24 protein-coding genes and 1 pseudogene are annotated in these 21917 nt (G+C 69.6%); 20 read left to right on the top strand and 5 right to left on the bottom strand.

Features of this window, described 5'->3' with window-relative positions; translation table 11 throughout:
- Positions 1–246 precede the first annotated feature (246 nt).
- The 5 genes from hutI (at position 247) to ACGGCP_RS07660 (ending at position 5019) form a co-directional block, all read left to right on the top strand.
- The gene (hutI, locus tag ACGGCP_RS07640; RefSeq protein ID WP_392962567.1) at positions 247–1392 is read left to right on the top strand and encodes an imidazolonepropionase; all 1146 of its coding nucleotides are present in this window, start codon (positions 247–249) and stop codon (positions 1390–1392) included.
- 9 nt (positions 1393–1401) lie between these two features.
- On the top strand, positions 1402–2940 hold the full coding sequence (hutH, locus tag ACGGCP_RS07645) for a histidine ammonia-lyase (RefSeq protein ID WP_392962570.1): 1539 nt from the start codon (positions 1402–1404) through the stop codon (positions 2938–2940).
- Between the two features lie 66 nt (positions 2941–3006).
- Positions 3007–3792 (top strand): CHAD domain-containing protein, encoded by a 786-nt coding sequence (locus ACGGCP_RS07650; protein WP_392962573.1) that lies wholly within the window; start codon positions 3007–3009, stop codon positions 3790–3792.
- Positions 3793–3895: 103 nt separating this feature from the next.
- Entirely contained in the window at positions 3896–4510 is a 615-nt protein-coding gene (locus ACGGCP_RS07655) for a helix-turn-helix domain-containing protein (protein ID WP_392962575.1), read from the top strand.
- A complete protein-coding gene (locus ACGGCP_RS07660) occupies positions 4507–5019 on the top strand; it encodes a DUF6036 family nucleotidyltransferase (protein ID WP_392962578.1) in 513 nt (170 codons plus the stop codon). Before ACGGCP_RS07655 ends, ACGGCP_RS07660 begins: the two co-directional genes overlap by 4 nt.
- Before the next feature lie 65 nt (positions 5020–5084).
- On the opposite strand, the gene ACGGCP_RS07665 is transcribed toward ACGGCP_RS07660, so the two are convergent.
- Positions 5085–5771, bottom strand: a complete 687-nt coding sequence (locus ACGGCP_RS07665) for an IclR family transcriptional regulator (RefSeq protein ID WP_344469158.1) — start codon at positions 5769–5771, stop codon at positions 5085–5087.
- Between the two features lie 67 nt (positions 5772–5838).
- Between ACGGCP_RS07665 and leuC the strand changes: the two genes are divergently transcribed.
- The 3 genes from leuC to ACGGCP_RS07680 all read left to right on the top strand — a co-directional run bounded on the left by leuC (position 5839) and on the right by ACGGCP_RS07680 (position 8676).
- On the top strand, positions 5839–7266 hold the full coding sequence (gene leuC, locus ACGGCP_RS07670) for a 3-isopropylmalate dehydratase large subunit (protein ID WP_392962580.1): 1428 nt from the start codon (positions 5839–5841) through the stop codon (positions 7264–7266).
- A 15-nt stretch (positions 7267–7281) separates the two neighbouring features.
- On the top strand, positions 7282–7881 hold the full coding sequence (leuD, locus tag ACGGCP_RS07675) for a 3-isopropylmalate dehydratase small subunit (protein ID WP_392962582.1): 600 nt from the start codon (positions 7282–7284) through the stop codon (positions 7879–7881).
- Between the two features lie 240 nt (positions 7882–8121).
- Entirely contained in the window at positions 8122–8676 is a 555-nt protein-coding gene (locus ACGGCP_RS07680; RefSeq protein WP_392962585.1) for an HU family DNA-binding protein, read from the top strand.
- A 126-nt stretch (positions 8677–8802) separates the two neighbouring features.
- Here ACGGCP_RS07680 and ACGGCP_RS07685 read toward each other — a convergent pair whose 3' ends face one another.
- From ACGGCP_RS07685 to ACGGCP_RS07700, 4 genes are all read right to left on the bottom strand, one after another.
- Positions 8803–10080, bottom strand: coding sequence for a D-arabinono-1,4-lactone oxidase (locus tag ACGGCP_RS07685; RefSeq protein ID WP_392962587.1), 1278 nt, complete (start codon positions 10078–10080; stop codon positions 8803–8805).
- A 337-nt stretch (positions 10081–10417) separates the two neighbouring features.
- Positions 10418–11335, bottom strand: coding sequence for an NUDIX domain-containing protein (locus ACGGCP_RS07690; protein ID WP_392962588.1), 918 nt, complete (start codon positions 11333–11335; stop codon positions 10418–10420).
- A 74-nt stretch (positions 11336–11409) separates the two neighbouring features.
- A complete protein-coding gene (locus ACGGCP_RS07695; RefSeq protein WP_392962591.1) occupies positions 11410–11625 on the bottom strand; it encodes a hypothetical protein in 216 nt (71 codons plus the stop codon).
- A 56-nt stretch (positions 11626–11681) separates the two neighbouring features.
- On the bottom strand, positions 11682–11909 hold the full coding sequence (locus ACGGCP_RS07700; RefSeq protein WP_392962593.1) for a hypothetical protein: 228 nt from the start codon (positions 11907–11909) through the stop codon (positions 11682–11684).
- Positions 11910–12245: 336 nt separating this feature from the next.
- Between ACGGCP_RS07700 and ACGGCP_RS07705 the strand changes: the two genes are divergently transcribed.
- From ACGGCP_RS07705 to ACGGCP_RS07760, 12 genes and pseudogenes are all read left to right on the top strand, one after another.
- Positions 12246–13016, top strand: coding sequence for a lysophospholipid acyltransferase family protein (locus ACGGCP_RS07705; protein ID WP_392962596.1), 771 nt, complete (start codon positions 12246–12248; stop codon positions 13014–13016).
- Between the two features lie 11 nt (positions 13017–13027).
- Entirely contained in the window at positions 13028–14029 is a 1002-nt protein-coding gene (locus ACGGCP_RS07710) for an NAD(P)H-dependent glycerol-3-phosphate dehydrogenase (protein WP_392963569.1), read from the top strand.
- Positions 14026–15087, top strand: a complete 1062-nt coding sequence (locus tag ACGGCP_RS07715; RefSeq protein WP_392962599.1) for a D-alanine--D-alanine ligase family protein — start codon at positions 14026–14028, stop codon at positions 15085–15087. Before ACGGCP_RS07710 ends, ACGGCP_RS07715 begins: the two co-directional genes overlap by 4 nt.
- Positions 15088–15271: 184 nt before the next feature.
- The gene (gene rpsD / locus ACGGCP_RS07720; protein ID WP_392962602.1) at positions 15272–15877 is read left to right on the top strand and encodes a 30S ribosomal protein S4; all 606 of its coding nucleotides are present in this window, start codon (positions 15272–15274) and stop codon (positions 15875–15877) included.
- Between the two features lie 339 nt (positions 15878–16216).
- Positions 16217–16438, top strand: a complete 222-nt coding sequence (infA, locus tag ACGGCP_RS07725; protein ID WP_026929479.1) for a translation initiation factor IF-1 — start codon at positions 16217–16219, stop codon at positions 16436–16438.
- 27 nt (positions 16439–16465) lie between these two features.
- A complete protein-coding gene (gene rpmJ, locus ACGGCP_RS07730; RefSeq protein ID WP_081913453.1) occupies positions 16466–16582 on the top strand; it encodes a 50S ribosomal protein L36 in 117 nt (38 codons plus the stop codon).
- Positions 16583–16750: 168 nt separating this feature from the next.
- Positions 16751–17125, top strand: coding sequence for a 30S ribosomal protein S13 (gene rpsM / locus ACGGCP_RS07735; RefSeq protein WP_208495378.1), 375 nt, complete (start codon positions 16751–16753; stop codon positions 17123–17125).
- An 11-nt stretch (positions 17126–17136) separates the two neighbouring features.
- Positions 17137–17535: a 30S ribosomal protein S11 gene (gene rpsK, locus ACGGCP_RS07740; RefSeq protein WP_091053358.1), complete on the top strand. Its 399-nt coding sequence runs from the start codon at positions 17137–17139 to the stop codon at positions 17533–17535.
- Between the two features lie 77 nt (positions 17536–17612).
- Positions 17613–18659, top strand: a complete 1047-nt coding sequence (locus ACGGCP_RS07745) for a DNA-directed RNA polymerase subunit alpha (RefSeq protein WP_392962605.1) — start codon at positions 17613–17615, stop codon at positions 18657–18659.
- Between the two features lie 68 nt (positions 18660–18727).
- Positions 18728–19075 (top strand): annotated as a pseudogene (rplQ, locus tag ACGGCP_RS07750) (50S ribosomal protein L17); the annotation flags it as partial.
- A 73-nt stretch (positions 19076–19148) separates the two neighbouring features.
- Positions 19149–19973, top strand: a complete 825-nt coding sequence (truA, locus tag ACGGCP_RS07755) for a tRNA pseudouridine(38-40) synthase TruA (protein WP_392962607.1) — start codon at positions 19149–19151, stop codon at positions 19971–19973.
- Positions 19974–20165: 192 nt separating this feature from the next.
- A complete protein-coding gene (locus ACGGCP_RS07760; protein WP_392962610.1) occupies positions 20166–21620 on the top strand; it encodes a von Willebrand factor type A domain-containing protein in 1455 nt (484 codons plus the stop codon).
- Positions 21621–21917: the final 297 nt, after the last annotated feature.

Raw genomic sequence — 21917 nt, forward strand, 5'->3', positions numbered from 1 at the left:
GCGGGATTGCGGTCGCACGGCAGACAATCCGCGGTCGGCGAGCCTCCGGCCGACCGGCCGCCGCGGGGTTGCGCGGTCGTGGGCCGCGAAACGCCTGCCCCGCACCGCTCGCTGTGATCGCGCGACGGCGAGCGCTTCGCCAGCCCGCCTCCGGCTGTTGAGCTGCAAGTTGGCCGCGCGCAGCGCCGTCGAGCGCCCGCGACGAGGTGCCGGAGCGCCGGCCGCCGCCCACCGAAAGGACCGGCGATGAGCCTCCTGATCGCGAACATCGGCGAGCTGTTCACCGCCGACACCGAACTCGGCGTCCTCCACGATGCCGCTGTCGTCACAGATGACGACCGCATCGTCTGGATCGGCCCGAACTCTCAAGCGCCCCAAGCGGACGAACGCCTCGACGCGGGCGGCCGCGCCGTCGTTCCCGGCTTCGTCGACAGCCACGCGCACCTGGTGTTCTCCGGCGACCGCAGCGCTGAATTCGATGCCCGCATGAGCGGCGAGCCGTACACCGGCGGCGGCATCCGCACCACCGTCGCCGCGACCCGCGCCGCGAGCGACGATGCCCTGCGCGCCAACGCCGCCCGCCTCACCGGCGAGATGCTCGCCCAGGGCACGACCACCTGGGAGATCAAGTCCGGCTACGGCCTCACCGTCGCCGACGAGGCCCGGTCGCTGCGCATCGCCGCGGAGTTCACCGCCGAGACCACGTACCTCGGCGCGCACACCGTCCCCGCGGGCGCCGATCCCGACGAGTACACGGCCCTGGCCTGCGGCCCGATGCTCGACGCCTGCGCGCCGCACGCCAAATGGGCCGACGTCTTCTGCGAACGCGGCGCCTTCGACGGCGACCAGGCCCGCGCCGTGCTCACCGCGAGCGCGGACGCCGGTCTGGCCCTGCGCGTCCACGCCAACCAGCTCACCGCCGGTCCCGGCGTCCGGCTCGCCGTCGAACTCGGCGCGGCCTCCGCCGACCACTGCACCCACCTCACCGACGCCGACGTGGACGCCCTCGCGAACAGCGCCACCGTCGCCACCCTGCTCCCGGGCGCCGAGTTCTCCACGCGCTCGCCCTACCCGGACGCCCGCCGCCTCATCGACGCCGGAGCCGCGGTGGCGCTCGCGACCGACTGCAACCCCGGCTCGTCGTTCACCAGCAGCATGGCGTTCTGCATCGCCCTCGCCGTCCGAGAGATGCGCATGACCCCCGCCGAAGCGCTCGCCGCCGCCACCGCGGGCGGCGCGAAGGCGCTGCGCCGGAGCGACATCGGCCGCGTCAGCGTCGGCGCGCGCGCCGACCTGGCCGTGCTCGACGCGCCCAGCCACGTCCACCTGGCCTACCGGCCCGGGACGCCCCTAGTGAAGGCCGTCGTACACGACGGCGACGTAGTGCGTTGAGGAGGAACGATGTCCACTGTCCGCATCAAGCCCGTCCCGGTCACCCCTGAGGAGGTGATCGCGGTGGCCCGCGACCGCGCCCAGGTCGTGGTCGACGCCGAGGCTCGCGAGGCCATGGCCGCCAGCCGGGCGATCGTGGACGCGATCGAGCGCGAAGGCCGCCCTGTCTACGGCGTCTCGACCGGTTTCGGCGCGCTCGCGAACACGTTCGTCGAGCCCGAGCGCCGCGCCGAGCTCCAGCACGCGCTCATCCGCTCGCACGCCGCCGGGGTCGGCGACCCGATGCCCGACGAGGTCGTGCGCGCCATGATGCTGCTGCGCCTGCGCTCGCTCGCCATGGGCCGCTCCGGGGTCCGGCCCGAGGTCGCCGACGCCCTCGCCGCGCTCCTCAACGCCGACATCACCCCCTGGGTCCCGCGCCACGGCTCGCTCGGCGCCTCGGGCGACCTCGCGCCGCTCGCGCACTGCGCGATGGTCCTCCTCGGCGAAGGCTGGGTCCGCACCGCCGACGGCTCCCGCCTCGAAGCCGGGCCCGTCCTCGAACGCGCCGGGCTCACCCCGATCACCTTGTCCTCCAAGGAAGGCCTGGCGCTCATCAACGGCACGGACGGGATGCTCGGCATGCTCGTCCTCGCCGTCGCGGACCTGCGCCACCTCCTGGCGATGGCCGACGTGTGCGCCGCACTGTCCAATGAGGCCATGCTCGGCTCGGACCGGCCGTTCCAGCCCGAACTGCACGAGATCCGCCCGCAGCCGGGCCAGGCGAAGAGCGCCGCGAACATCCACCGGCTGCTGCAGGACTCCGAGGTCATGGACTCCCACCGCAACGACCTCGCGCACGCGGTCCAGGACGCCTACTCGATGCGCTGCGCCCCGCAGGTCGCCGGGGCCGCCCGCGACGTGCTCGCCTACGCCGAGACGGTGGCCGCCCAGGAGCTCCGCTCGGTCGTCGACAACCCGGTCGTCCTCCCCGACGGCCGCGTCGAGTCCACCGGGAACTTCCACGGCGCGCCGCTGGGCTACGCCGCCGACTTCCTCGGCATCGCGGCCGCCGACGTCGGCTCGATCTCCGAACGCCGCGTCGACCGCCTCCTCGACGTCACCCGCAACCGCGGCCTCCCGGCGTTCCTCAGCCCCGACCCGGGCGTCAACTCCGGGCTCATGATCGCCCAGTACACGGCCGCCGGGATCGTCGCCGAGAACCGCCGCCTCGCGGCGCCCGCGTCCGTCGACTCGGTCCCGACCTCCGGCATGCAGGAGGACCACGTGTCGATGGGCTGGGCCGCCGCCTGCAAGCTCCGCACGATCATCGACAACCTCGGCACGCTCCTGGCCGTCGAGATGCTCGCCGCGACCCAGGGCCTCCAGCTGCGCCTGCCCCTCATCCCGTCCCCGGCGGCCCGCGCCGCGACGGCCGCCGTCGTCCCGATCGCCGGGAAGCCCGGCCCCGACCAGTTCCTCGCGCCCGTCGTCGAACAGGTCAAGCACCTCGTCGAGGGCCCCACGCTCAAAGCCGAGATCGAAGCCGCCGTCGGCCCACTCCAGTAGCACCACCGCGCTCCGTTCCCGGGCGCGGTGCTGTGTACTGTGAGGCCACTCGACCGGGGAGGGCCGATGAACGAGACACCAAGCGCCGCAAGCGCAGTGCACGCCTACTTCACGCTGCAGGCCGAGACGCTGCGCGAGAGCCGGGAACCGGTGGTGCGCCGCGAACCGGACGCGGTGCACCGCATGCGGGTCGCCACCCGGCGGCTGCGCTCGCTCCTGCAGACCTACCCGGGGCTGTACGCCGAACCGCCGCTCAGACGCCGCCGCCTGCGCTGGCTCGCCACCGAACTCGGGCACGTGCGCGACCTCGAAGTGCTGCGCATCCGCTTCGCCAAGCGGCTCGGCGACGAGCGGCCCGACTGGTTCGCGGCCCTCGCCGAGCAGGAGCGCCTCGCCTACGAGCCCCTGATCGAGGCCTGCTCCCGCGAGCGGACGACGAACCTGCTGGCCGCCGCGGGCCTCATGGCCGAGGCTCCCATGTTCACCGAGGCTGCATCGCGGCCCGCCGCAGACGTGCTCGCCCCGATCGTCGAGGCCGCCCGCCTCGACCTCGAGGAGTCCCTGGCCGCCATCGCATCCTCGCCCGACCCGGACGGGGCCCGGCACGCGGCCCGCAACACCGCCAAGCGGACCCGCTACACCGCCGAAGCCGCCTTGGTCCTCGGCGAGGCCGCCGCGGCGGTCGCCGCCGACGCCAAGCGGATCCAGAACGTGCTCGGCCGCTGCCAGGACGACGTGGTCGCGATCCGCTACCTCGAGACCCACGCCCCCGATTCGCCCGTCCTGGAACGCGAGCACCGCGCCCACGCCAAGCACCTCGCCAAAGCGGAGGCGGTCCTCGCGGAGCGCTAGGAAAACGGATTCAGCAGCCGCGCCCCGGTCCGTTCGAAGTCCCTGATGCCGCTATACCAGAACGGCCAGAAGCTTGATATAGCGGAAGCGCTATAATGGGTCTATGGAACGTAGCATGCCGCAGGCGGTCGACCGCCTGCGCGAGACCCGGGTGAGTCTCTCGCTCTCCCAGGCGGATCTCGCCGTTCGGATGGGGACTACGCAGTCCGCGATCGCGCGACTCGAATCAGGCGCCGCAGATCCGCGCTTGAGCACGCTTGAACGCTATGCAAGTGCGGTAGGGGCCTCGCTATCGGTCGGACCGGCGGCGGGCGGTGCGCTTTCGCTCGACGCCACCGCAGGAGCAGTGCGGCATTCGCTGTCGAGCGGCGATCCGAATGAGGCGCTGCGGCATGTGATCCAGTTCCTCGACGACGCGCGAAAGGCCGACGGGGTCACCGTCCGCCGCTCGATGCGGATCGAGCCCGATACCACCGGGGACAGGCGCTGGGATGCGTTGATCGCGGGTATCGCGGAGTATGCCAGTCGCCGGTCGCAGATACCCGTCCCGGGATGGGCGACCGCGCCCGGCAGGTTCCTCAAGCGCTTCTGGTTCGTCATCGAGGACCTGCTGGGCCGCCCGGCCCCAGGACTCGCGGCGATGTCCTTCGCCGATTCACCCCCTGAGCTCGCGAACCGGGGCGTCTTCCTCGACCGATCCTCCCTGGAGAGCGTATGAGCCTGCTCGGACGCGAGGAGATCATCGAGCTGCTGACGGAACTCGGCGCCGAGCTGGAGGCTTCAGGAGAGCGCGCCGATCTCTTCCTGGTCGGCGGCGCGGCGATGGCCCTGGCGTACAACACCAGACGTGCGACACGCGATCTCGATGCGGTATTCGAGCCGAAGCAGATCGTCTACTCGGCGGCGCGGAAGGTTGCGGAGCGTCATGGTCTGGCGGAGGACTGGCTGAACGATGCGGTCAAGGGCTTCCTTCCTGGAGACGACCCGAACGCCACCTTGCTTTTCGAGCAGCCTGGTATCGCAGTGCGAGTAGCCTCGCCCCGGTATTTGTTCGCCATGAAAGCCGTCGCGGCCAGGGTCGGGCGTGACTCCGACGACCTTCGGCAGCTCTACAGCCTCGCGGGTTTCAGCTCGATCGACGAAGCCCTCGACACGGTCACCGAGTTCTACCCGCCGCACCTGCTCACGCCGAAGACCGAGTTCCTGGTCCGGGAACTGCTTTCCTGATCGCAAATGGCAGCGGCCCGGCGGTCTGGGGCCGCCGGGCCGTTCAGGGGTTGACAATGAAGGGGTCAGAGGCCGGAGAGCTTCTGGCCGGCGCGGATCACGGCCATGCCGAGGCGGTCGCCCGGGCGGCGTCCCAGACGCTCTATCGGTCCGGACACCGAGATCGCGGCGACGACGCGGCCGGTCTTGTCCCGCACCGGTGCTGAGACGCTGACCACACCGGGTTCGCGTTCGGCGACCGACTGCGCGAAGCCGCGGCGGCGCACCTCGGCGAGCGTCTTCGACGAGAAGCGGCACTTGGGCAGCAGCGGCAGGATCCCTTCCGGCGGCTCCCAGGCGAGCAGCACCTGCGCGCCGGAGCCGGCCGTCATGGGGAGTCCCGCGCCGACGGGCACCGTGTCGCGCAGCCCGGAGGCGCGCTCGGCGGCGGCCACGCAGACGCGTTCGTCGGCCCGCCTGCGGTACAGCTGGGTCGATTCGCCCGTCTGGTCGCGGAGGAGGTTGAGCACCGGTTCGGCGGCACTGAGGAGGACGTCGGCCGTCGACCCGGCGAGCTCGCCGAGTTTCGGGCCGGGGCGCCAACGGCCCTCGTGGTCGCGTTGCAGCATCTCGTGGGCTTCGAGGGCCTGTGCGAGCCGGTGGGCCGTGGCCCTGGGCAGTCCGGTCTCGTGCACGAGCTCAGCCAGGCTGGCGCCGTTGGTGCAAGCCGTGAGGATGAGCACCGCCTTGTCAAGGACGCCGACTCCGCTGATAGTATTCGTTCTCACGAGCTGAACATTACCTCCCATATTTCGAGAAGTCCAACGACTGGGAACAGAGATGTCACCTACACCACACGAATCCGAGGGAACGGCACCGCGCACCCTCGCGCAGAAGGTCTGGGACGCCCACACGGTACGCACGGGCGGCCAGCAACCCGACCTGCTCTACATCGACCTGCACCTCCTCCACGAGGTGACCAGCCCCCAGGCCTTCGACGGCCTGCGGCAGGCCGGGCGCAAGGTCCGCCGGACCGATCTCACGATCGCGACCGAGGACCACAACACGCCCACCGACAACCTCTTCACCATCGCGGACCCGACCAGCCGCAAGCAGATCGAGACGCTCCGCGCCAACTGCGAGGAGTTCGGCGTCCGGATCCACTCGCTCGGTGACGAGAACCAGGGCGTCGTCCACGTCGTGGGACCCCAGCTGGGACTCACCCAGCCGGGCATGACCGTCGTGTGCGGCGACTCCCACACCTCGACCCACGGCGCGTTCGGCTCGATCGCGTTCGGCATCGGCACCAGCGAGGTCGAGCACGTGCTCGCCACGCAGACCCTGCCGCAGGCGAAGCCGAAGTACATGGCCGTCACGGTGAACGGCTCGCTGCCCGAAGGCGTCTCGGCGAAGGACCTGATCCTCAAGATCATCTCCATCACCGGCACCGGCGGCGGCAAGGGCCACATCGTCGAGTACCGCGGCCAGGCCATCGAGGAGCTCTCGATGGAAGGCCGCATGACGGTGTGCAACATGTCGATCGAGTGGGGCGCCAAGGCCGGCATGATCGCGCCGGACGAGAAGACGTTCGCCTACGTCCAGGGCCGCGCGCACGCGCCCAAGGGCGAGGACTGGGACGCCGCCGTCGAGTACTGGCAGACCCTCAAGACCGACGAGGGCGCCGTCTTCGACAAGGAGATCGTCATCGACGCGGCCTCGCTGAGCCCGTTCGTCACCTGGGGCACCAACCCCGGCCAGGGCGTCGAGCTCTCCGGCACCGTGCCCGCGCCCGAGGACTTCGAGGACCCGATCGCGCGCACCACCGCCGCAGGGGCCCTGGAGTACATGGGCCTCACCGCCGGCACGCCGATGCGCGAGATCGACGTCGACGTCGTCTTCCTCGGCTCGTGCACCAACGGCCGCATCGAGGACCTGCGCACCGCCGCCGAGGTCATCAAGGGCCGCAAGGTCGCCGAAGGCGTCAACATGATGGTCGTGCCCGGCTCCGCCAAGGTCCGCGAGCAGGCCATCGCCGAAGGCCTCGACAAGGTCTTCATCGACGCGGGCGCCGACTGGCGCTTCGCGGGCTGCTCGATGTGCCTGGGCATGAACCCGGACCAGCTGACGCCCGGCCAGCGCGCCGCCTCCACCTCGAACCGCAACTTCGAGGGCCGCCAAGGCAAGGGCGGGCGCACGCACCTGGTGAGCCCGGCCGTCGCCGCCGCCACGGCCGTCACCGGCCACCTCGCCAGCCCGGCGGATCTGTAGGAAGGGCAGGGAATCATGGACAAGTTCACGACCCACACCGGTCACGTCGCGCCCCTGCGGCGCTCCAACGTCGACACCGACCAGATCATCCCGGCCGTGTACCTCAAGCGGGTCACCAAGACCGGCTTCGAGGACGGCCTGTTCGCCGAGTGGCGCGAGGACGAGAAGTTCCTCCTCAACCAGCCGGAGTACACGAACTCGACGATCCTGGTCACCGGCACCGAGTTCGGCACCGGCTCCTCGCGCGAGCACGCCGTCTGGGCCCTGAAGGACTACGGGTTCAAGGCGGTCATCGCCCCGCGCTTCGGAGACATCTTCCGCGGCAACTCCCTCAAGAACGGTCTGTTGACTGTGGAGCTGCCCGAGGCGGCCGTCGAGGAGCTGTGGCTGCGCGCCGAGACGCACCCGGAGTCGGAGGTCACCGTCGACCTCGTCGAGTGCGAAGTCCGTGCGGGCGACCAGACCTGGAGCTTCGAGTTCGACGAGTTCCTGCGCTGGCGCATGATGGAGGGGCTCGACGACGTGGCCCTGACGCTCCGCGACGAGGACAAGATCGCGGGCTTCGAGTCGAACCGGGACGCTTGGCGGCCTAGGACTCTCCCCGCTCAGGTCTAGTGTCCGGAGCCCGATCCAGTTAGCCCTTACGTACGGAGCCGGTGGCGTCGCCACCGGCTCCAGGCGTGTTCGGGTCCCTCCCAACGGGGTTGCGAGCGTCGATTTCGGGCACCTGAATAAAAATTCCCTGCGACACAACGGGTCTATTTTCGCGGAAACAGTTGCGTTCGCTTTCGAAACGTCATAACGTGCGCTTAACAAGCTGGTATGGCTTCAAGGACTATCGGGAGGGTAGGACTCGTGAACAAGGCAGAGTTCGTCGAACGGATCGCCGCTCGCACTGGCGACCGGGCCGCCGCGAAAGAAGTCGTGGATGTCGCGATCGACGAGATACAGCGCGCGGTGGTGAAAGGGGAGAAAGTCTCCTTCGCCGGTTTCGGCGTCTTCGAGAAGCGCCAGCGCGCCGCTCGCATGGCGCGCAACCCGCGCACCGGGGAAGCGGTGAAGGTCAAGAAGACCGTCGTCCCCGCGTTCCGCCCGGGCACCGGGTTCAAGGAGCTCGTGACGGGCAAGCGCAAGGCCGCCAAGTCGGCCACCGCGAAGAAGACGGCCCCGGCCAAGAAGGCCGCCGCCAAGAAGACCACGGCCAAGAAGACGGCCGCGAAGAAGACCACGCGGGCCGCCTCCACGGCCACCCGCTCGACCGCCACGAGCCGCGTGGGGGCCAAGAAGACCGCGGCGAAGAAGACGGTGGCCAAGAAGGCCTCCACCGCGAAGAAGGCCGTGCGCAAGACCGCGGCGAAGCCCGCCGCGAAGAAGACCGCGGCGAAGAAGACCACGAAGCGCGGACGCTGATGTCGTGCCCCGAACCGGTTCGGGGCACGGTGAGGCACCCGACTCGCACGGGGAAGAGGGCATTCAGGAGCCACCTGAATGCCCTCGCTGCTTTACCGGGAACGCCGCCTCAGGCGGCACTGCGCACTAGCGCGCGGCACGGCCCGCGAGTGCGTCGGAGAAGTCATTGCCGAACTTCCCCTCTGGATCGACACGGGCGCGGAGTTTCTCGAAGTCGCCCATTCGCGGATAACGCGAGGCGACTTCACTCATTGGTATCGAAAACAATTTGCCCCAATGCGGCCGCGGTGAGAACGGTTCCAAAGCCGCCTCCGCCGCCGACATCACCGGCGCGACCGCCTCGTAATCGCTCACCCAAGTGAAATGCAGGCCCACAGTGTCGCGACCGAATGCGGGCGACAGCCACAGGTCGTCCGCCTTCATGGTGCGCACCTCGCAGATCTGCACCACCGAACCGAGCTTGTCCGACAGCCCCGCGAGCGCCTCCAGCGCCGCCGGAGCGTCCGCCCGGTCCACCAGGAACTCCGACTGCAGCTCGTCGCCCGCGCTCGGCGTGAACTCGGGCTTGAAGTGCGGCAGCCGCTCGTGCCACGGGCCCGTCTGGCCCTGCTGCACCGTGCACGCCTCCGGGTCCACGCCCGGCACCGGGTGCCGCTTCCCGTCCGCCAGCGGCGCCCCGAACCAGTTCGCCTGCGGGAACGGGTGGGTCTGGTCGGCGGTGCGCTGCTTGACCCAGTACTGGAACACCGGCTCCGCGCCCCACGCGGTGAACAGGCTCGTCGAGTACGCCGAAGCGGTCAGCTCGTCGAAGTTCGCCAGCGCCTTGTCGAACGCCAGCCCGTCGTACACGTACTGCCGCATCTCGAAGCCCGGCAGCAGGTCCAGCGTCACCGCGTGCACGACGCCCAACGCGCCCAGGTGGACCACTGAACCGGGGAAGTCCGCGTCGCCGCGCGCGACAGTGCGAAGCTCCCCGTCAGGGCCGATGAACTCGAGCGCTGCCACGGCAGTCGCGAGGTTCCCGTTGCGGTCGCCCGAGCCGTGCGTGCCCGTCGCGATCGAGCCGGCCACCGAGATGTGCGGCAGCGACGCCATGTTGTGCAGCGCGAAACCGGCGCGGTGCACCGCATCACTCAACGCCGCGTACGTGATCCAGCCCGACGCGCGCACCGTGCCCTTGACGGCGTCGACGCTCACCTCGGGCTCGATGCCCGCGAGGGACATCATCGTCGCGTCAGAGGCCGCGATCGTGTTGAACGAGTGCCCCGAACCGAGCACGCGCAGCCGCGGCGCGGCGGCCACGACCGCCCGCGCCTCGTCGAGCGTCGCGGGCGCCTCGAAACGGCTGGGGGAGAAGCGGATGTTCCCGGCCCAGTTCTGCAGGGCGGTGGGTGCGCTGGCCAAAGCGTTCCTCCTAGTCAGTGCGCCTCGCAGAGGGGCTGCGGGGCGCACGGTGCAATGAGGCGGCCAACGGTACCGCGAACCGGGGAGGAGGGGCGACGGCCCGCCCGAGGGCCGGGAAAGACGCGGCCGCGGGCATAGGGCACGCCCCTTCCCACCCGCATCCGCCTCCGACCTACCGAGGAAATGCGATCACTGTCCCACAGGGGTCCGACACCGGCCGCACCGTCCGAGGTCCGGGACCTCCGGCGCCGAAATGTCGTACCCCTATGCCAGGGTTGTCACCGGGGGCCCGAAACACGGCCCTCAGCGGCTCGCTCCCTGCCCGCGGAACGCGTCCCTACAGCCGCTCCACGCCCACGAGCTTCTGGCCCGACAGGGACAGCACCCACGCCTCCCCGGGCCGCGTCGACACGTCGGGGGTCTCCACCCCGTCCTCGTCCGCCAGGATCGCCACCGTGTCGCTCACCACTTCCGGCTCCGCGCAGACGATCGCCGTCCCGCCCCCGCCCGCGAGCTCCCGGATCCGCGCGCTGGAGCGCTCGGGATTGCGTTCGTGCGCTTCGGTGTCGAACGCCGTGTCGCCGCTCAGCCTGCACCGCACCGCCTGCGCGATCGGCTCCACCGTCTGCACGCTCGCCCGGCCCGTCGCGCTGAACGCCCGGTCCGGCTGGTACAGCGACGCCAGCGCCGCCACCCGCACCGCCTGGTCCTGCCCCCGCGCGCTCAACGGCCGCGTCACGTCCGGCCCGTCCCAGTCCTGCTCGACCTCCGCCGGAGCCACCAGGATCACCGTCGCCGTCACCGCGGGCAAAGCCCCGAACGCCTGCAGCACCTGCTGGTCCCGCGGCCGCGTCAGCGCGACCCGCGCCTCCGCGAGCGTGATCCACCGCCGCTCGCCGATCTCCTCGTCGGCGGTGAACGCCGCATCCGGCTTCTCGGTGCGCATCGACCAGTAGTCCACGTACTTCAGCACGTCCCCGGCCGGGTTCGGCAGCACATACGAGGCGCGGCACAGCTTCATCTGCGGGATGACCGGGATCCCGGTCTCCTCCTCGACCTCGCGGCACGCCGCCGTGAGCGGGTGCTCGCCGGGGTCGAGCTTGCCCTTCGGCAGCGACCAGTTCCCGACCTGCGGCCGCCACACGGCGATCACCTCGACGAGGCCGCGCTCGCCGTTGCGCCACAACAGGCCGCCAGCGGCGGCGATCTGCCTCTGCGGCGCCCCGTTCCCGACAGTGTCCTGTTCCACACTCACGCCTCTAAGGTACTGGGACTCACCCAATCGCGGGAAGTCTGCCACTCGCGCGGGGTACGCCCGGCGCGGCACGTCTAGGAGCGCATCGTCGGGATGCGGACGGCCACGACGTTCCCGTCGGCGTCGGCGTCGAGGTCGACGCGCTGGCCGGGGCGGAGGAACCGCAGGCCGGAGACATTGAAGGCCGCCGCGTCGAAGGCGACGCGGCGGCCGTTGTCGAGGACGGCCTCGCCTGAGGCGTCCTCGTTGAAGATCGAGACGGTGCCCTGCATGGTCTCAGCTTGGACCATGGAAGGCCCGAAATCCAGGTGCGGCCCAGGGGGACCTGCGACCGTTTCCGGCCGGGCTACTTCCGGATCTGGGGGTTGTTGCGGCCGCCGAGGGCCTTCTTGGCCTTGAGGCCCAGCCAGACGACGCCGCCGACGATGGCGATGAAGAGGGCGAAGTTGAAGACGAAGGCGAGGATGCCGCCGATCGCGCCGAGCACGAATTGGATCACGTTCACCACGATGATCACGGCGAGGACCGCGCCGCCGAACAGGGCCGCGAGCCAGCCGAAGAGACGCCAGTTCATGTCACTCACTCCGAGTCGAGTCGGGATTCGAGCCGACACGTCCGGTCGGCAAGGTAGATGTCATTGTGACTCTATGATGACATCATAGCGGGTCGGGCGCAACCCCCGGGTACCGCCGATCCCGTGCCGCGCAACCCGTGCCGCGCGCCGCGTACCTGGGGGTTCACGCGACGTAGCGGTGTACCCCGCGGCGAGGAGTCAAACCCCACCCTTTGCTTACCGTCGCCTGAAGGGCCCGGCGCGGGCGTTAGAGTGCAATGCACTGACGATCCCGTACACGACGGCACAGGCCGAGCCCACAGGCCGGAGCCCCTCCCCGAGAAAGCGAGCCAGCAGGTGACCGAGCCGAAGCCCGAGGCGCAGTACACCTTCCGCCGCCGCGGCGGCGACCCGATCACCCTCGACGTCCGCGTCTACGCCAACATCGTCAAGGGCGCGATCCTCGGACTCAGCAAGCGCTCGTGGTCGGGCATGGAGCACGTCCCGCTCAAGGGCCCCGCGATCCTGGTGTGGAACCACTACTCGGACATCGACCCGATCCTGGTGGTCCACTACGTCTACAACGCCGGACGCCACCCCCGGTTCCTGCTCAAGGAGTCGATCGTCCGGGTCCCCGTCGTCGGCCCGATCCTCAAGCGCGCCGGGCAGATCCCGGTCAAGCGCGGCAGCGCCGAGGCCGCCGACTCGCTCCGGATCCTCGAAGAGCAGCTCGCCCAGGGGCACGTGGTCATCATGGCCCCCGAAGGCACCGTGACGAAGGAGCCGGACCGCTGGCCCATGAAGGGCAAGACCGGCGTCGCCCGCCTCGCCCTGGAGTCCGGCGCGCCCGTGATCCCGATCGTGCAGTGGGGCGCCCTCGGCATCCACGACCGCAAGCGCGACCCCAAGTTCAAGCTCGGCCGCAAGCCCGTCACCGTCAAGGCCCTCCCTCCGGTCGACCTCTCCCCTTGGCGCGGCAAGGAGGTCACCCGCGACGACCTCGCCGCGGTCACCGACCGCATCATGGAGGCGCTGCGCGCGGGCCTCGCCGAGGTCCGCGGCCAGGAAGCACCCCCTCTGTTCGATCCCCGGCAGCACCGATCCGAAGAAAGTGGTGGTACCGAGTGAGAGCAGCCGTCATGGGGGCCGGTTCCTGGGGGACCGTGTTCGCCAAGATCCTCGCCGACGCGGGGACGCCGGTCACCGTGTGGGCCAGGCGGGCCGAGGTCGCCGACGCGATCAACACGACCCGCCGCAACCCCGACTACTTCCCGGACATCGAGCTGCCGGGCCTGGTGAGCGCGACGAACGACCCGGCCGAGGCGCTGCACGGCGCCGATCTCGTCGTCCTGTCCGTCCCGAGCCAGACCCTGCGCGGCAACCTCGCCGCGTGGGCCGAGCACCTCGAGCCGGTCGCGACCCTGCTGAGCCTCATGAAGGGCATCGAGCTCGGCACGACCGAGCGCATGACCGAGGTCATCGCCGAGGTCACCGGCGCGCACCAGTCGCGCATCGCGGTCCTGTCGGGCCCGAACCTCGCGCGCGAGATCGCAGAGGAGCAGCCCACGGCCTCCGTGGTGGCGTGCATCGACCACGGCCGCGCCGTGGACGTGCAGAAGGCCGTCACGACCTCCTACTTCCGCCCGTACACGAACACCGACGTGGTCGGCTGCGAGCTGGGCGGCGCGGTCAAGAACGTCATCGCGCTCGCCTACGGCATGGCCGCCGGGATGGGCATGGGCGACAACACGAAGGCCACGATCATCACGCGCGGCCTGGCCGAGACCACCCGGCTCGGCGCCCGCCTGGGCGCCGACCCGACCACGTTCGCCGGGCTCGCCGGGCTCGGCGACCTCGTCGCCACCTGCTCGTCCCCCCTGTCGCGCAACCACACCTTCGGCGAGCAGCTGGGGCTGGGCGCGACCCTCGAAGAGGCCGCGCGCGTCACCAAGCAGACCGCCGAGGGCGTCAAGAGCTGCCGTTCCATCACCGACCTCGCCCGCAAGGTGGGCGTGGAGATGCCGATCTGCGATGCCGTGGAACGGGTCTGCCACGAGGGACTCGACCCCAGAGCCGCGGTCGCCGAACTCATGGGACGCGAGACCAAACCCGAAACCGACAGTTTGAGGTCCGACAAATGACTAAACCGACCGTCGCCGTCTTCTTCGGCGGACGCAGCGTGGAGCAACCGGTCTCCTGCGCCTCCGGCTCCGGTGTGGCCAAAGCGCTGCGCGACCGGGGTTTCGACGTGACCACGATCGGCATCACCCGCGGCGGCGAATGGGTCGAGCTCTCGCCCGACGTCGCGTTCGCGATCGAGTCCCCTGAGGCCCTCCCCGAGGTCACCGCCGAGGCCGGCAAGGCCGTCGCGATCGACCTCGGCCCCGGCGCGCAGCCCGTCGCCGACGTCCTCTTCCCGGTCCTCCACGGCCCCTACGGCGAGGACGGCACGATCCAGGGCCTGTTCGAGATGGCCGGGACCCCGTACGTCGGATCGGGCGTCCTCTCCAGCGCGCTGTGCATGGACAAGGAGTTCTCCAAGCGCCTCCTTGCCGCCGAAGGCGTCCCGCAGGGCAAGTTCGACGTCCTCAAGGCGGGCGAGGAGCTCGACGCCGAAGCGGTCATCGGCAGGCTCGGCCTGCCGATCTTCGTCAAGCCCGCGCGCGCCGGCTCGAGCCTGGGCATCTCCAAGGTCAACTCGGGCGCCGAACTCGCCGCGGCCGTGGCGAAGGCCCGCGAGGTCGACGACAAGGTCGTCTTCGAGGCCGGGTTCGTCAACGCCCGCGAGATCGAGATGGGCGTGGTCGAGACCCTCGACGGCGACCTGGAGATCACGTTCCCGCTCGAGGTGCTCGCCCAGGGCGAGGACGGCTGGTTCGACTTCGACGCGAAGTACCTCGACAACCCCGAGCCGTTCAACCTGCACCCGGACTACCCCGAAGGCGTCGCCGAGCAGGCCCAGGCCCTCGCGCGGAAGGTCTTCCGGCTCCTGGACTGCCGCGACCTCGCGCGCGTCGACTGCTTCCTCGGCGAGGACGGTGTCGTCTATCTCAACGAGGTGAACACCATGCCGGGCATGACGCCGATGAGCGGCGTCCCTCAGGCGTTCGCCGCGTACGGCATCTCCTACGGCGAGCTCGTAGAGCGCCTGGTCACTCTCGCCGCAGCCCGGGTGGGCGGCGGCAAGGAGGCCGCGTAACCTGGTCACGAGCGTTTCCATGCCCTCGGGCGCGGGAACGCGACCGCATCACCGTGTGCGCGCCAGGCCCCGGGCTTCTTCCGGGTGCACCCTGAGCGCGCTACACTCACGCGTTTCTGCAGGTCAGTGACGCATTATGCCTCGTATGTCGTTCGAGGCAACGCATGAATTACTGGAGAGATCATTGCAAGCTAAGGCGAAAGTCAAGCTTTCCCGATCCCTCGGCATCGCTCTGACGCCGAAGGCCGCCAAGTACATGGAGCGCCGTCCCTACCCTCCGGGGCAGCACGGCCGCGGCCGCAAGAAGGAATCGGACTACAAGAACCAGCTCGTCGAGAAGCAGCGTCTGCGCGCGCAGTACAACGTCTCTGAGCGTCAGCTGCGCAACCTCTACGCCGAAGCCGTGCGCAAGCCCGGCAAGACCGGTGAGGTCCTGGTCGGCCTGCTCGAGTCCCGCCTGGACGCCTTCGTGCTCCGCGCCGGGTTCGCGCGCACCATCTACCAGGCGCGTCAGTTCGTCAACCACGGCCACTTCACCGTGAACGGCCGCAAGGTCGACATCGCGTCCTACCGCCTGAAGGCCGGGGACTTCGTCCAGGTCCGCAAGCGTTCGCGCGAGACCACGCCGTTCCAGCTGGCCGCCGCCGGCGCCTGGGCGGGCGAGACGACTCCGGCCTACATCGAGTCTCACCTCGAAGGCCTGATCGCCCGCTTCCTGTCGGTGCCCGAGCGCAAGCAGATCCCCGTGATCTGCGACGAGCAGCTCATCGTCGAGTACTACTCGAAGTAAGCATGCGAGCTTTGCTCGACTGAGGTTCAGTCGTGCAGTGAGCGCCGCCCGGCTCCCGGGCGACCGGGAATCCGGGCGGCGCTCCGCTTTCGTCCAAGTGCCCTCCGTCACGGTCAACCCCCTGGTAGACGGTATTGGGACGCGAGTAGACTCGCTCAGTGGTGCAGTGCGTCCCCAGGTGGGTAGCCATGCGCTCCAGGTGTCGCCGTGCGCCCGGACGCTTTCGGTGAAGCGCCGCACCATTCCAATGCCGACCCGACCTCGGGTCGGCGTGCCAGTAGCTCCCCGCCCGGCAAGGGCGCGGGGTTTTCAGACCGAGTTGTCACGGTAGCGGAGGACATGCCGAAAAAAGACGGTGCCATCGAGATTGAGGGCAAGGTCGTCGAGTCCCTCCCGAACGCTATGTTCCGGGTGGAACTCACCAACGGCCACAAGGTACTCGCCCACATCAGTGGCAAGATGCGCCAGAACTACATCCGAATCCTCCCCGAGGACCGGGTCGTGGTTGAGCTCTCGCCGTACGACCTGTCGCGCGGGCGGATTGTCTACCGCTACCGCTGACCTGACGACTACACGTAAGTAGGACTCGTGAAAGTCAAGCCGAGCGTCAAAGTGATCTGCAAGAACTGCCGCGTGATCCGCAGGCACGGACGAGTGATGGTTATCTGCTCGTCCGACCCGCGTCACAAGCAGCGTCAGGGCTAAGCAGCACAACGCCAGCAATGAAAGGCCCCAATAGGGGAAACCGCCGCCAGTGCGCAAGCACAACCCTCGGCTCGGAGGCCGGGGCTCGCATCGCCCATCAGGGCAGGGACTCAGAACCCAGCGGGAAGGCAGTGGTCAGACCTCCGACAACACTAGGAGTACGCCTGCATGGCACGCCTGGTTGGAGTCGACCTCCCGCGCGACAAGCGCCTGGAGATCGCACTCACCTACATTTTCGGCATCGGCCGTACGCGTTCGCTTGAGACGATCGCGGCGACCGGCCTCGACCGCGACAAGCGGGTCAAGGACCTCACCGACGAAGAACTGGTGCAGCTCCGCGACCACATCGAAGAGCACTACCAGGTCGAAGGCGACCTGCGCCGCGAGGTGCAGGCCGACATCCGCCGCAAGATCGAGATCAACTGCTACCAGGGTCTCCGTCACCGCTACGGCCTTCCGGTCCACGGTCAGCGGACCAAGACCAACGCCCGTACTCGCAAGGGTCCGAAGAAGACCGTCGCGGGCAAGAAGAAGGCACGTTAGGAGACCAGCTGATGCCACCGAAGACTCGCGGCGGTTCCAAGAACCCGCGCGCCAAGAAGAAGAACGTGCCCCACGGGCACGCCCACATCAAGAGCACCTTCAACAACACCATCGTGTCGATCACCGACCCGACCGGTGCTGTGATCTCCTGGGCCTCCTCGGGCCAGGTCGGTTTCAAGGGCTCGCGCAAGTCGACCCCGTACGCCGCGCAGATGGCCGCCGAGGCCGCCGCCCGCCGTGCGATGGACAACGGCATGCGCAAGGTCGACGTCTACGTCAAGGGCCCGGGCTCGGGCCGCGAGACCGCGATCCGCTCCCTCCAGGCCGTCGGCCTCGAGGTCGGCTCGATCAACGACGTGACCCCGCAGCCCCACAACGGCTGCCGTCCGCCGAAGCGCCGCCGCGTCTAATTCGCAGCAGCGCGACAGAAAATCCATGAGTTTAGGCGTCAAATAGCGGGCGCCCCGAACAAAGGAAACAACGCAAAGTGCTTATCACTCAGCGGCCCACGCTCACCGAGCAGCAGATCAGCCCGACCCGCTCCAAGTTCACCATCGAACCCCTGGAGCCCGGTTTCGGCTACACGCTCGGCAACTCGCTGCGGCGCACGCTGCTGTCGTCCATCCCGGGCGCGGCGGTCACGTCGATCAAGATCGACGGCGTCCTGCACGAGTTCTCCACCATTCCCGGCGTGAAAGAAGACGTCGTCGAACTGGTGCTGAACGTCAAGCAGATCTGCGTCTCCTCGGAGAACGACGAGCCGGCCACCATGTACCTGCGCAAGGAAGGCCCGGGCGAGGTCCTCGCCGGGGACATCCAGCCGCCCGCCGGCGTGCAGGTCCACAACCCCGAGCTCAAGCTCGCGACCCTGAACTCCAAGGGCCGCATCGACATGGAGTTCGTGGTGGAGCGCGGCCGGGGCTACGTCTCGTCCCCGGCCAACAAGGGCGAGACCAACGAGATCGGCCGCATCCCGGTCGACTCGATCTACTCGCCCGTGCTCAAGGTGGCCTACTCCGTCGACGCCACGCGCGTCGAGCAGCGCACCGACTTCGACAAGCTCACCGTCGACGTCGAGTCCAAGCCGTCCACGACGCCGCGCACCGCGCTCGCGTCGGCCGGTTCCACCCTGGTGGAGCTGTTCGGCCTGTACCGCGAGCTCGACACCGAGGCCGAGGGCATCGACGTCGGGCCCAGCCCGGCCGACCAGCAGCTCGCCGCGGACCTGGCCCTGCCGATCGAGGACCTGGACATGACCGTCCGGTCCTACAACTGCCTCAAGCGCGAGGGCGTCAACACCGTTGGCGAACTCATCAACCGCACCGAGGCCGACCTGCTCGACATAAGGAATTTCGGGCAGAAGTCGATCGACGAGGTCAAGATGAAGCTCGCGGGCATGGGCCTGAGCCTGAAGGACTCGCCCGGCACCTTCGACCCGAGCGAGGCCGCTGTGGCCTACGGCGGGTCGCCGGTCGCCGACAACGACGAGTACGAGGAAGACGAAGAGGACCTTCGCGAAACCGAAGAGCTCTAAGCCCTTCCGACCAGTGGCGGTCGGTTCCGTAAGACGGCCGGCCGCGTCAAACCAAGAGGAGCAAGACAATGCCCAAACCTACAAAGGGCCCGCGCCTGGGCGGTTCCCCGGCTCACGAGAAGCTCATGCTCTCGGGCCTCGCGGCCTCCCTGTTCGAGCACGGCAGCATCACCACCACGGTGACCAAGGCCCGCCGTCTGCGCCCCTACGCCGAGCGTCTCATCACGTACGGCAAGAAGGGCACGCTGCACCACCGCCGTCTGGCGCTGGCCAAGCTGCGCAACAAGGACGCGACGCACGACCTGTTCGAGCAGGTCGCGCCCCGCTTCGCCAACCGCGAGGGCGGTTACACCCGGATCATCAAGGCCGGGAACCGCAAGGGCGACAACGCTCCGATGGCGATCATCGAGCTGGTCGACTAGCTAGGCTGTCTTACCGCGCGCAGGGCTCAGGCTCTGCGCGCGGTTTGCTTTATCCGGGAGGAACGCTGTGGACGAGGTTGTGGACAGGACCCGCTTGCGACTCGGCGTCGCCTACGACGGGGCCGAGTTCTCGGGGTGGGCGCTGCAGCCGGGGCTCAGGACGGTGGCCTCGGAGGTCATCCGGGCGCTGGAGCTGCTGTTCGGCGAGATCGCCGACTTCACGGTGGCGGGGCGGACCGACGCGGGCGTGCATGCGACCGGCCAGGTCGTGCACGTCGACGTGCCCACGGCGAAGTGGGAGGCCCTGGGGGAGCGGCTGCTGTGGCGGCTGCGCGGCATCCTGCCCGCCGACGTGCGGGCGACTTCGGTCGCGGCCGTCGACCCTTCCTTCAATGCCCGCTTCGCGGCGCAGTGGCGCCGGTACCGGTACCGGGTCGCGGACGCGACGTGGGGTGTGAACCCGTTGCGGCGCTTGGACACCCTCGCGTGGCAGCGGCCGGTCGACGTGGAGCGGATGCACGCGGCGTGCCAGCGCCTCATCGGCGAGCACGACTTCGTGGGCTTCTGCAAACAGCGCGAGGGCGCGACGACGATCCGGGAGCTCCAGCAGTACGACTGGGCCCGGGACGAGGACGGCGTCGCGGTCGCCACGGTCCGCGCGGACGCGTTCTGCCACTCGATGGTCCGCAGTCTCGTCGGCGCGGCCCTCGCGGTCGGCGACGGCCGCCGCGACGAGGACTGGCTCGCGTCGCTGCTCCAGAACGGCCAGCGCGCCAACGACGTCCACGTCGTCGGCCCCCACGGCCTCACCCTCATGGAGGTCTCCTACTCCGAGGACCCGAAGGACTGGCAGGCCCGCGTCGACCTGACCCGGCGGGTGCGGACGCTCTGAACACGGTCGCCCGCGCTCCCCGCTGCCACTGCGACCGGTAGTGGTCGAATCGTTACGCGGTGACGGTCCGGTCACGGCCGGGTCCTGTTTGCTCACCGCGTCGTCACGGTTCGGCAACGAGGGGAACCGAACCGCGGAATCGGCGGTCTCATGGAGGTAGCACCCCGTCCCGATCGAGAAGGGAACCCCTCCATGAGACGCCACCACGTGGCCGGTATTCCGGCTGCCCTCCTCTTGCTCGCCCTTGCCGCCTGCTCCGGACCCGGCGGCACCGAATCCGGTGCCGCGCAGGACATGGCTGAAGACGTGGCCCCCGAAGCCGATGCGACCTACGACGCCAACGCCCCGGTCTCACCCGGTGACGATCCACAGTCGACGTTCTCGGTCGACGTGGACACCGCCTCGTACGACTACGCGCGCCGCTCGCTCCACGACGGCTCGCTGCCGCCCGCCGACCAGATCCGGCCCGAGGAGTTCGTCAACTACTTCGACCAGGGCTACAACGAGCCCGAGGGGAACGGCTTCGCCGTCAGCGTCGACGGCGCCGAGCTGCCGGACTGGTACGACGCGGGCGACGCCACCCACGTGATGCGCGTGGGCCTCCAGACCCGCAGCGAACCGGAGTCCGAGCGCGCCGACGTGAATCTGACGTTCGTCATCGACGTCTCCGGCTCGATGGAGGGCGACCGGATCGCCCTCGTCCGCGACTCGCTCGAACTCCTGGTGAGCCAGCTGCGGCCGACCGACTCGGTCGCGATCGTCACCTACGAGTCCGATTCCGAAGTGCTGCTCGGCATGACCGACGTCGGCGACGGGGACGAGCTGCGGTCGCGTATCGGCGAGCTGTACGCGCGCGGCTCCACGAACATGCAGGCCGGCCTGGAGGACGGCTACGAGCTCGCGGGGGAGGTGTTCGACCCGGAGAAGGACAACCGGGTCATCCTCCTCTCCGACGGCGAGGCGAACGTCGGCATCACCGAGCACGACGCGATGCTCGAGGAGCTGGGTGACGGCATCGCCGAGGGCATCACGCTGCTCACCGTGGGCGTCGGCGACTCGTACAACCAGGAGCTGCTGGAGCAGCTGGCCGACAACGGCGACGGCTGGGCGGTCTACTTCGCGACGGAGTCCGAGGCCGAGCGCGTCTTCTCCGAGCGGCTGACCTCGACGCTCGGCGTGACCGCGCGCGACGCGAAGATCCAGGTGACCTTCGACGACGCGACGGTCGCCGAGTACCGGCTCATCGGCTTCGAGAACCGCGCGCTCGACGACGACGAGTTCGAGGACGACAGCGTCGACGGCGGCGAAGTCGGGCCCGGGCACAGCGTCACCGCGCTGTACGCGCTGACCCTGACCGGCGACGCCGGGGACGTGGCGACCGTGGGTGTGCGCTGGCAGGACCCGGACGGCGAGCACACCGGTTCTGCCGAGGCGGTCATGCCGGTCGCTGGGCTGAGCGAGGACCCCGGCGAGCACTTGAGCGTCGACCTGGTCGCGGCGGCTTTCGCCGAGATCCTGCGCGGCAGCGCCGGTTTCGACTGCGAGTCGCTCCTCCCTGCGGCGAGGGCGCTCGCCGAGTCGAGCGACGACCCGGACGTGGACGAGCTCGCGGAGCTGATCGCGACCGCGAGCGAGCTGGGCGCGTAGCGCGGCCGGTTCTGGTCGCTGTCACATCCGGTGCGGGGGCGAGGGCGGTTGGAGCTGATCGCCGTCGTGCCCGACTCGGGTGGAGCTGTTCGCTGTCGCGTCCGGCTTGGGCAAGGGCGGTCGGGGGTTGATCGCCGTCGCGCCCGAGCCGGTCCGCGGCGCGGTCGTGAAGCCGCCCGCGTCCGCGGGCCCGGGCGGCTTCGCGAGCTATGCTCGACGCCCTCGCGACGGCCGCCGCCGGGCCCGACCACGAAATTGAGCGCTGCCGCTCCAGCGTCCTAGCCGACCGGCCGGTTA

The sequence above is a fragment of the Glycomyces sp. NPDC048151 genome (genome assembly GCF_043202775.1).
Classification (GTDB): domain Bacteria; phylum Actinomycetota; class Actinomycetes; order Mycobacteriales; family Micromonosporaceae; genus Glycomyces.

Bases quoted from the DNA above. Each gene is read 5' to 3' on its own strand.
- rpsM (WP_208495378.1), top strand. From the start codon at position 16,751: ATGGCACGCCTGGTTGGAGTCGACCTCCCGCGCGACAAGCGCCTGGAG.
- rpsK (WP_091053358.1), top strand. From the start codon at position 17,137: ATGCCACCGAAGACTCGCGGCGGTTCCAAGAACCCGCGCGCCAAGAAG.
- ACGGCP_RS07710 (WP_392963569.1), top strand. From the start codon at position 13,028: ATGGGGGCCGGTTCCTGGGGGACCGTGTTCGCCAAGATCCTCGCCGAC.
- ACGGCP_RS07655 (WP_392962575.1), top strand. From the start codon at position 3,896: ATGGAACGTAGCATGCCGCAGGCGGTCGACCGCCTGCGCGAGACCCGG.
- ACGGCP_RS07695 (WP_392962591.1), bottom strand. From the start codon at position 11,625: ATGGTCCAAGCTGAGACCATGCAGGGCACCGTCTCGATCTTCAACGAG.
- hutH (WP_392962570.1), top strand. From the start codon at position 1,402: ATGTCCACTGTCCGCATCAAGCCCGTCCCGGTCACCCCTGAGGAGGTG.
- ACGGCP_RS07715 (WP_392962599.1), top strand. From the start codon at position 14,026: ATGACTAAACCGACCGTCGCCGTCTTCTTCGGCGGACGCAGCGTGGAG.
- infA (WP_026929479.1), top strand. From the start codon at position 16,217: ATGCCGAAAAAAGACGGTGCCATCGAGATTGAGGGCAAGGTCGTCGAG.
- leuC (WP_392962580.1), top strand. From the start codon at position 5,839: ATGTCACCTACACCACACGAATCCGAGGGAACGGCACCGCGCACCCTC.
- ACGGCP_RS07700 (WP_392962593.1), bottom strand. From the start codon at position 11,909: ATGAACTGGCGTCTCTTCGGCTGGCTCGCGGCCCTGTTCGGCGGCGCG.
- ACGGCP_RS07760 (WP_392962610.1), top strand. From the start codon at position 20,166: ATGAGACGCCACCACGTGGCCGGTATTCCGGCTGCCCTCCTCTTGCTC.
- leuD (WP_392962582.1), top strand. From the start codon at position 7,282: ATGGACAAGTTCACGACCCACACCGGTCACGTCGCGCCCCTGCGGCGC.
- ACGGCP_RS07660 (WP_392962578.1), top strand. From the start codon at position 4,507: ATGAGCCTGCTCGGACGCGAGGAGATCATCGAGCTGCTGACGGAACTC.
- ACGGCP_RS07650 (WP_392962573.1), top strand. From the start codon at position 3,007: ATGAACGAGACACCAAGCGCCGCAAGCGCAGTGCACGCCTACTTCACG.
- hutI (WP_392962567.1), top strand. From the start codon at position 247: ATGAGCCTCCTGATCGCGAACATCGGCGAGCTGTTCACCGCCGACACC.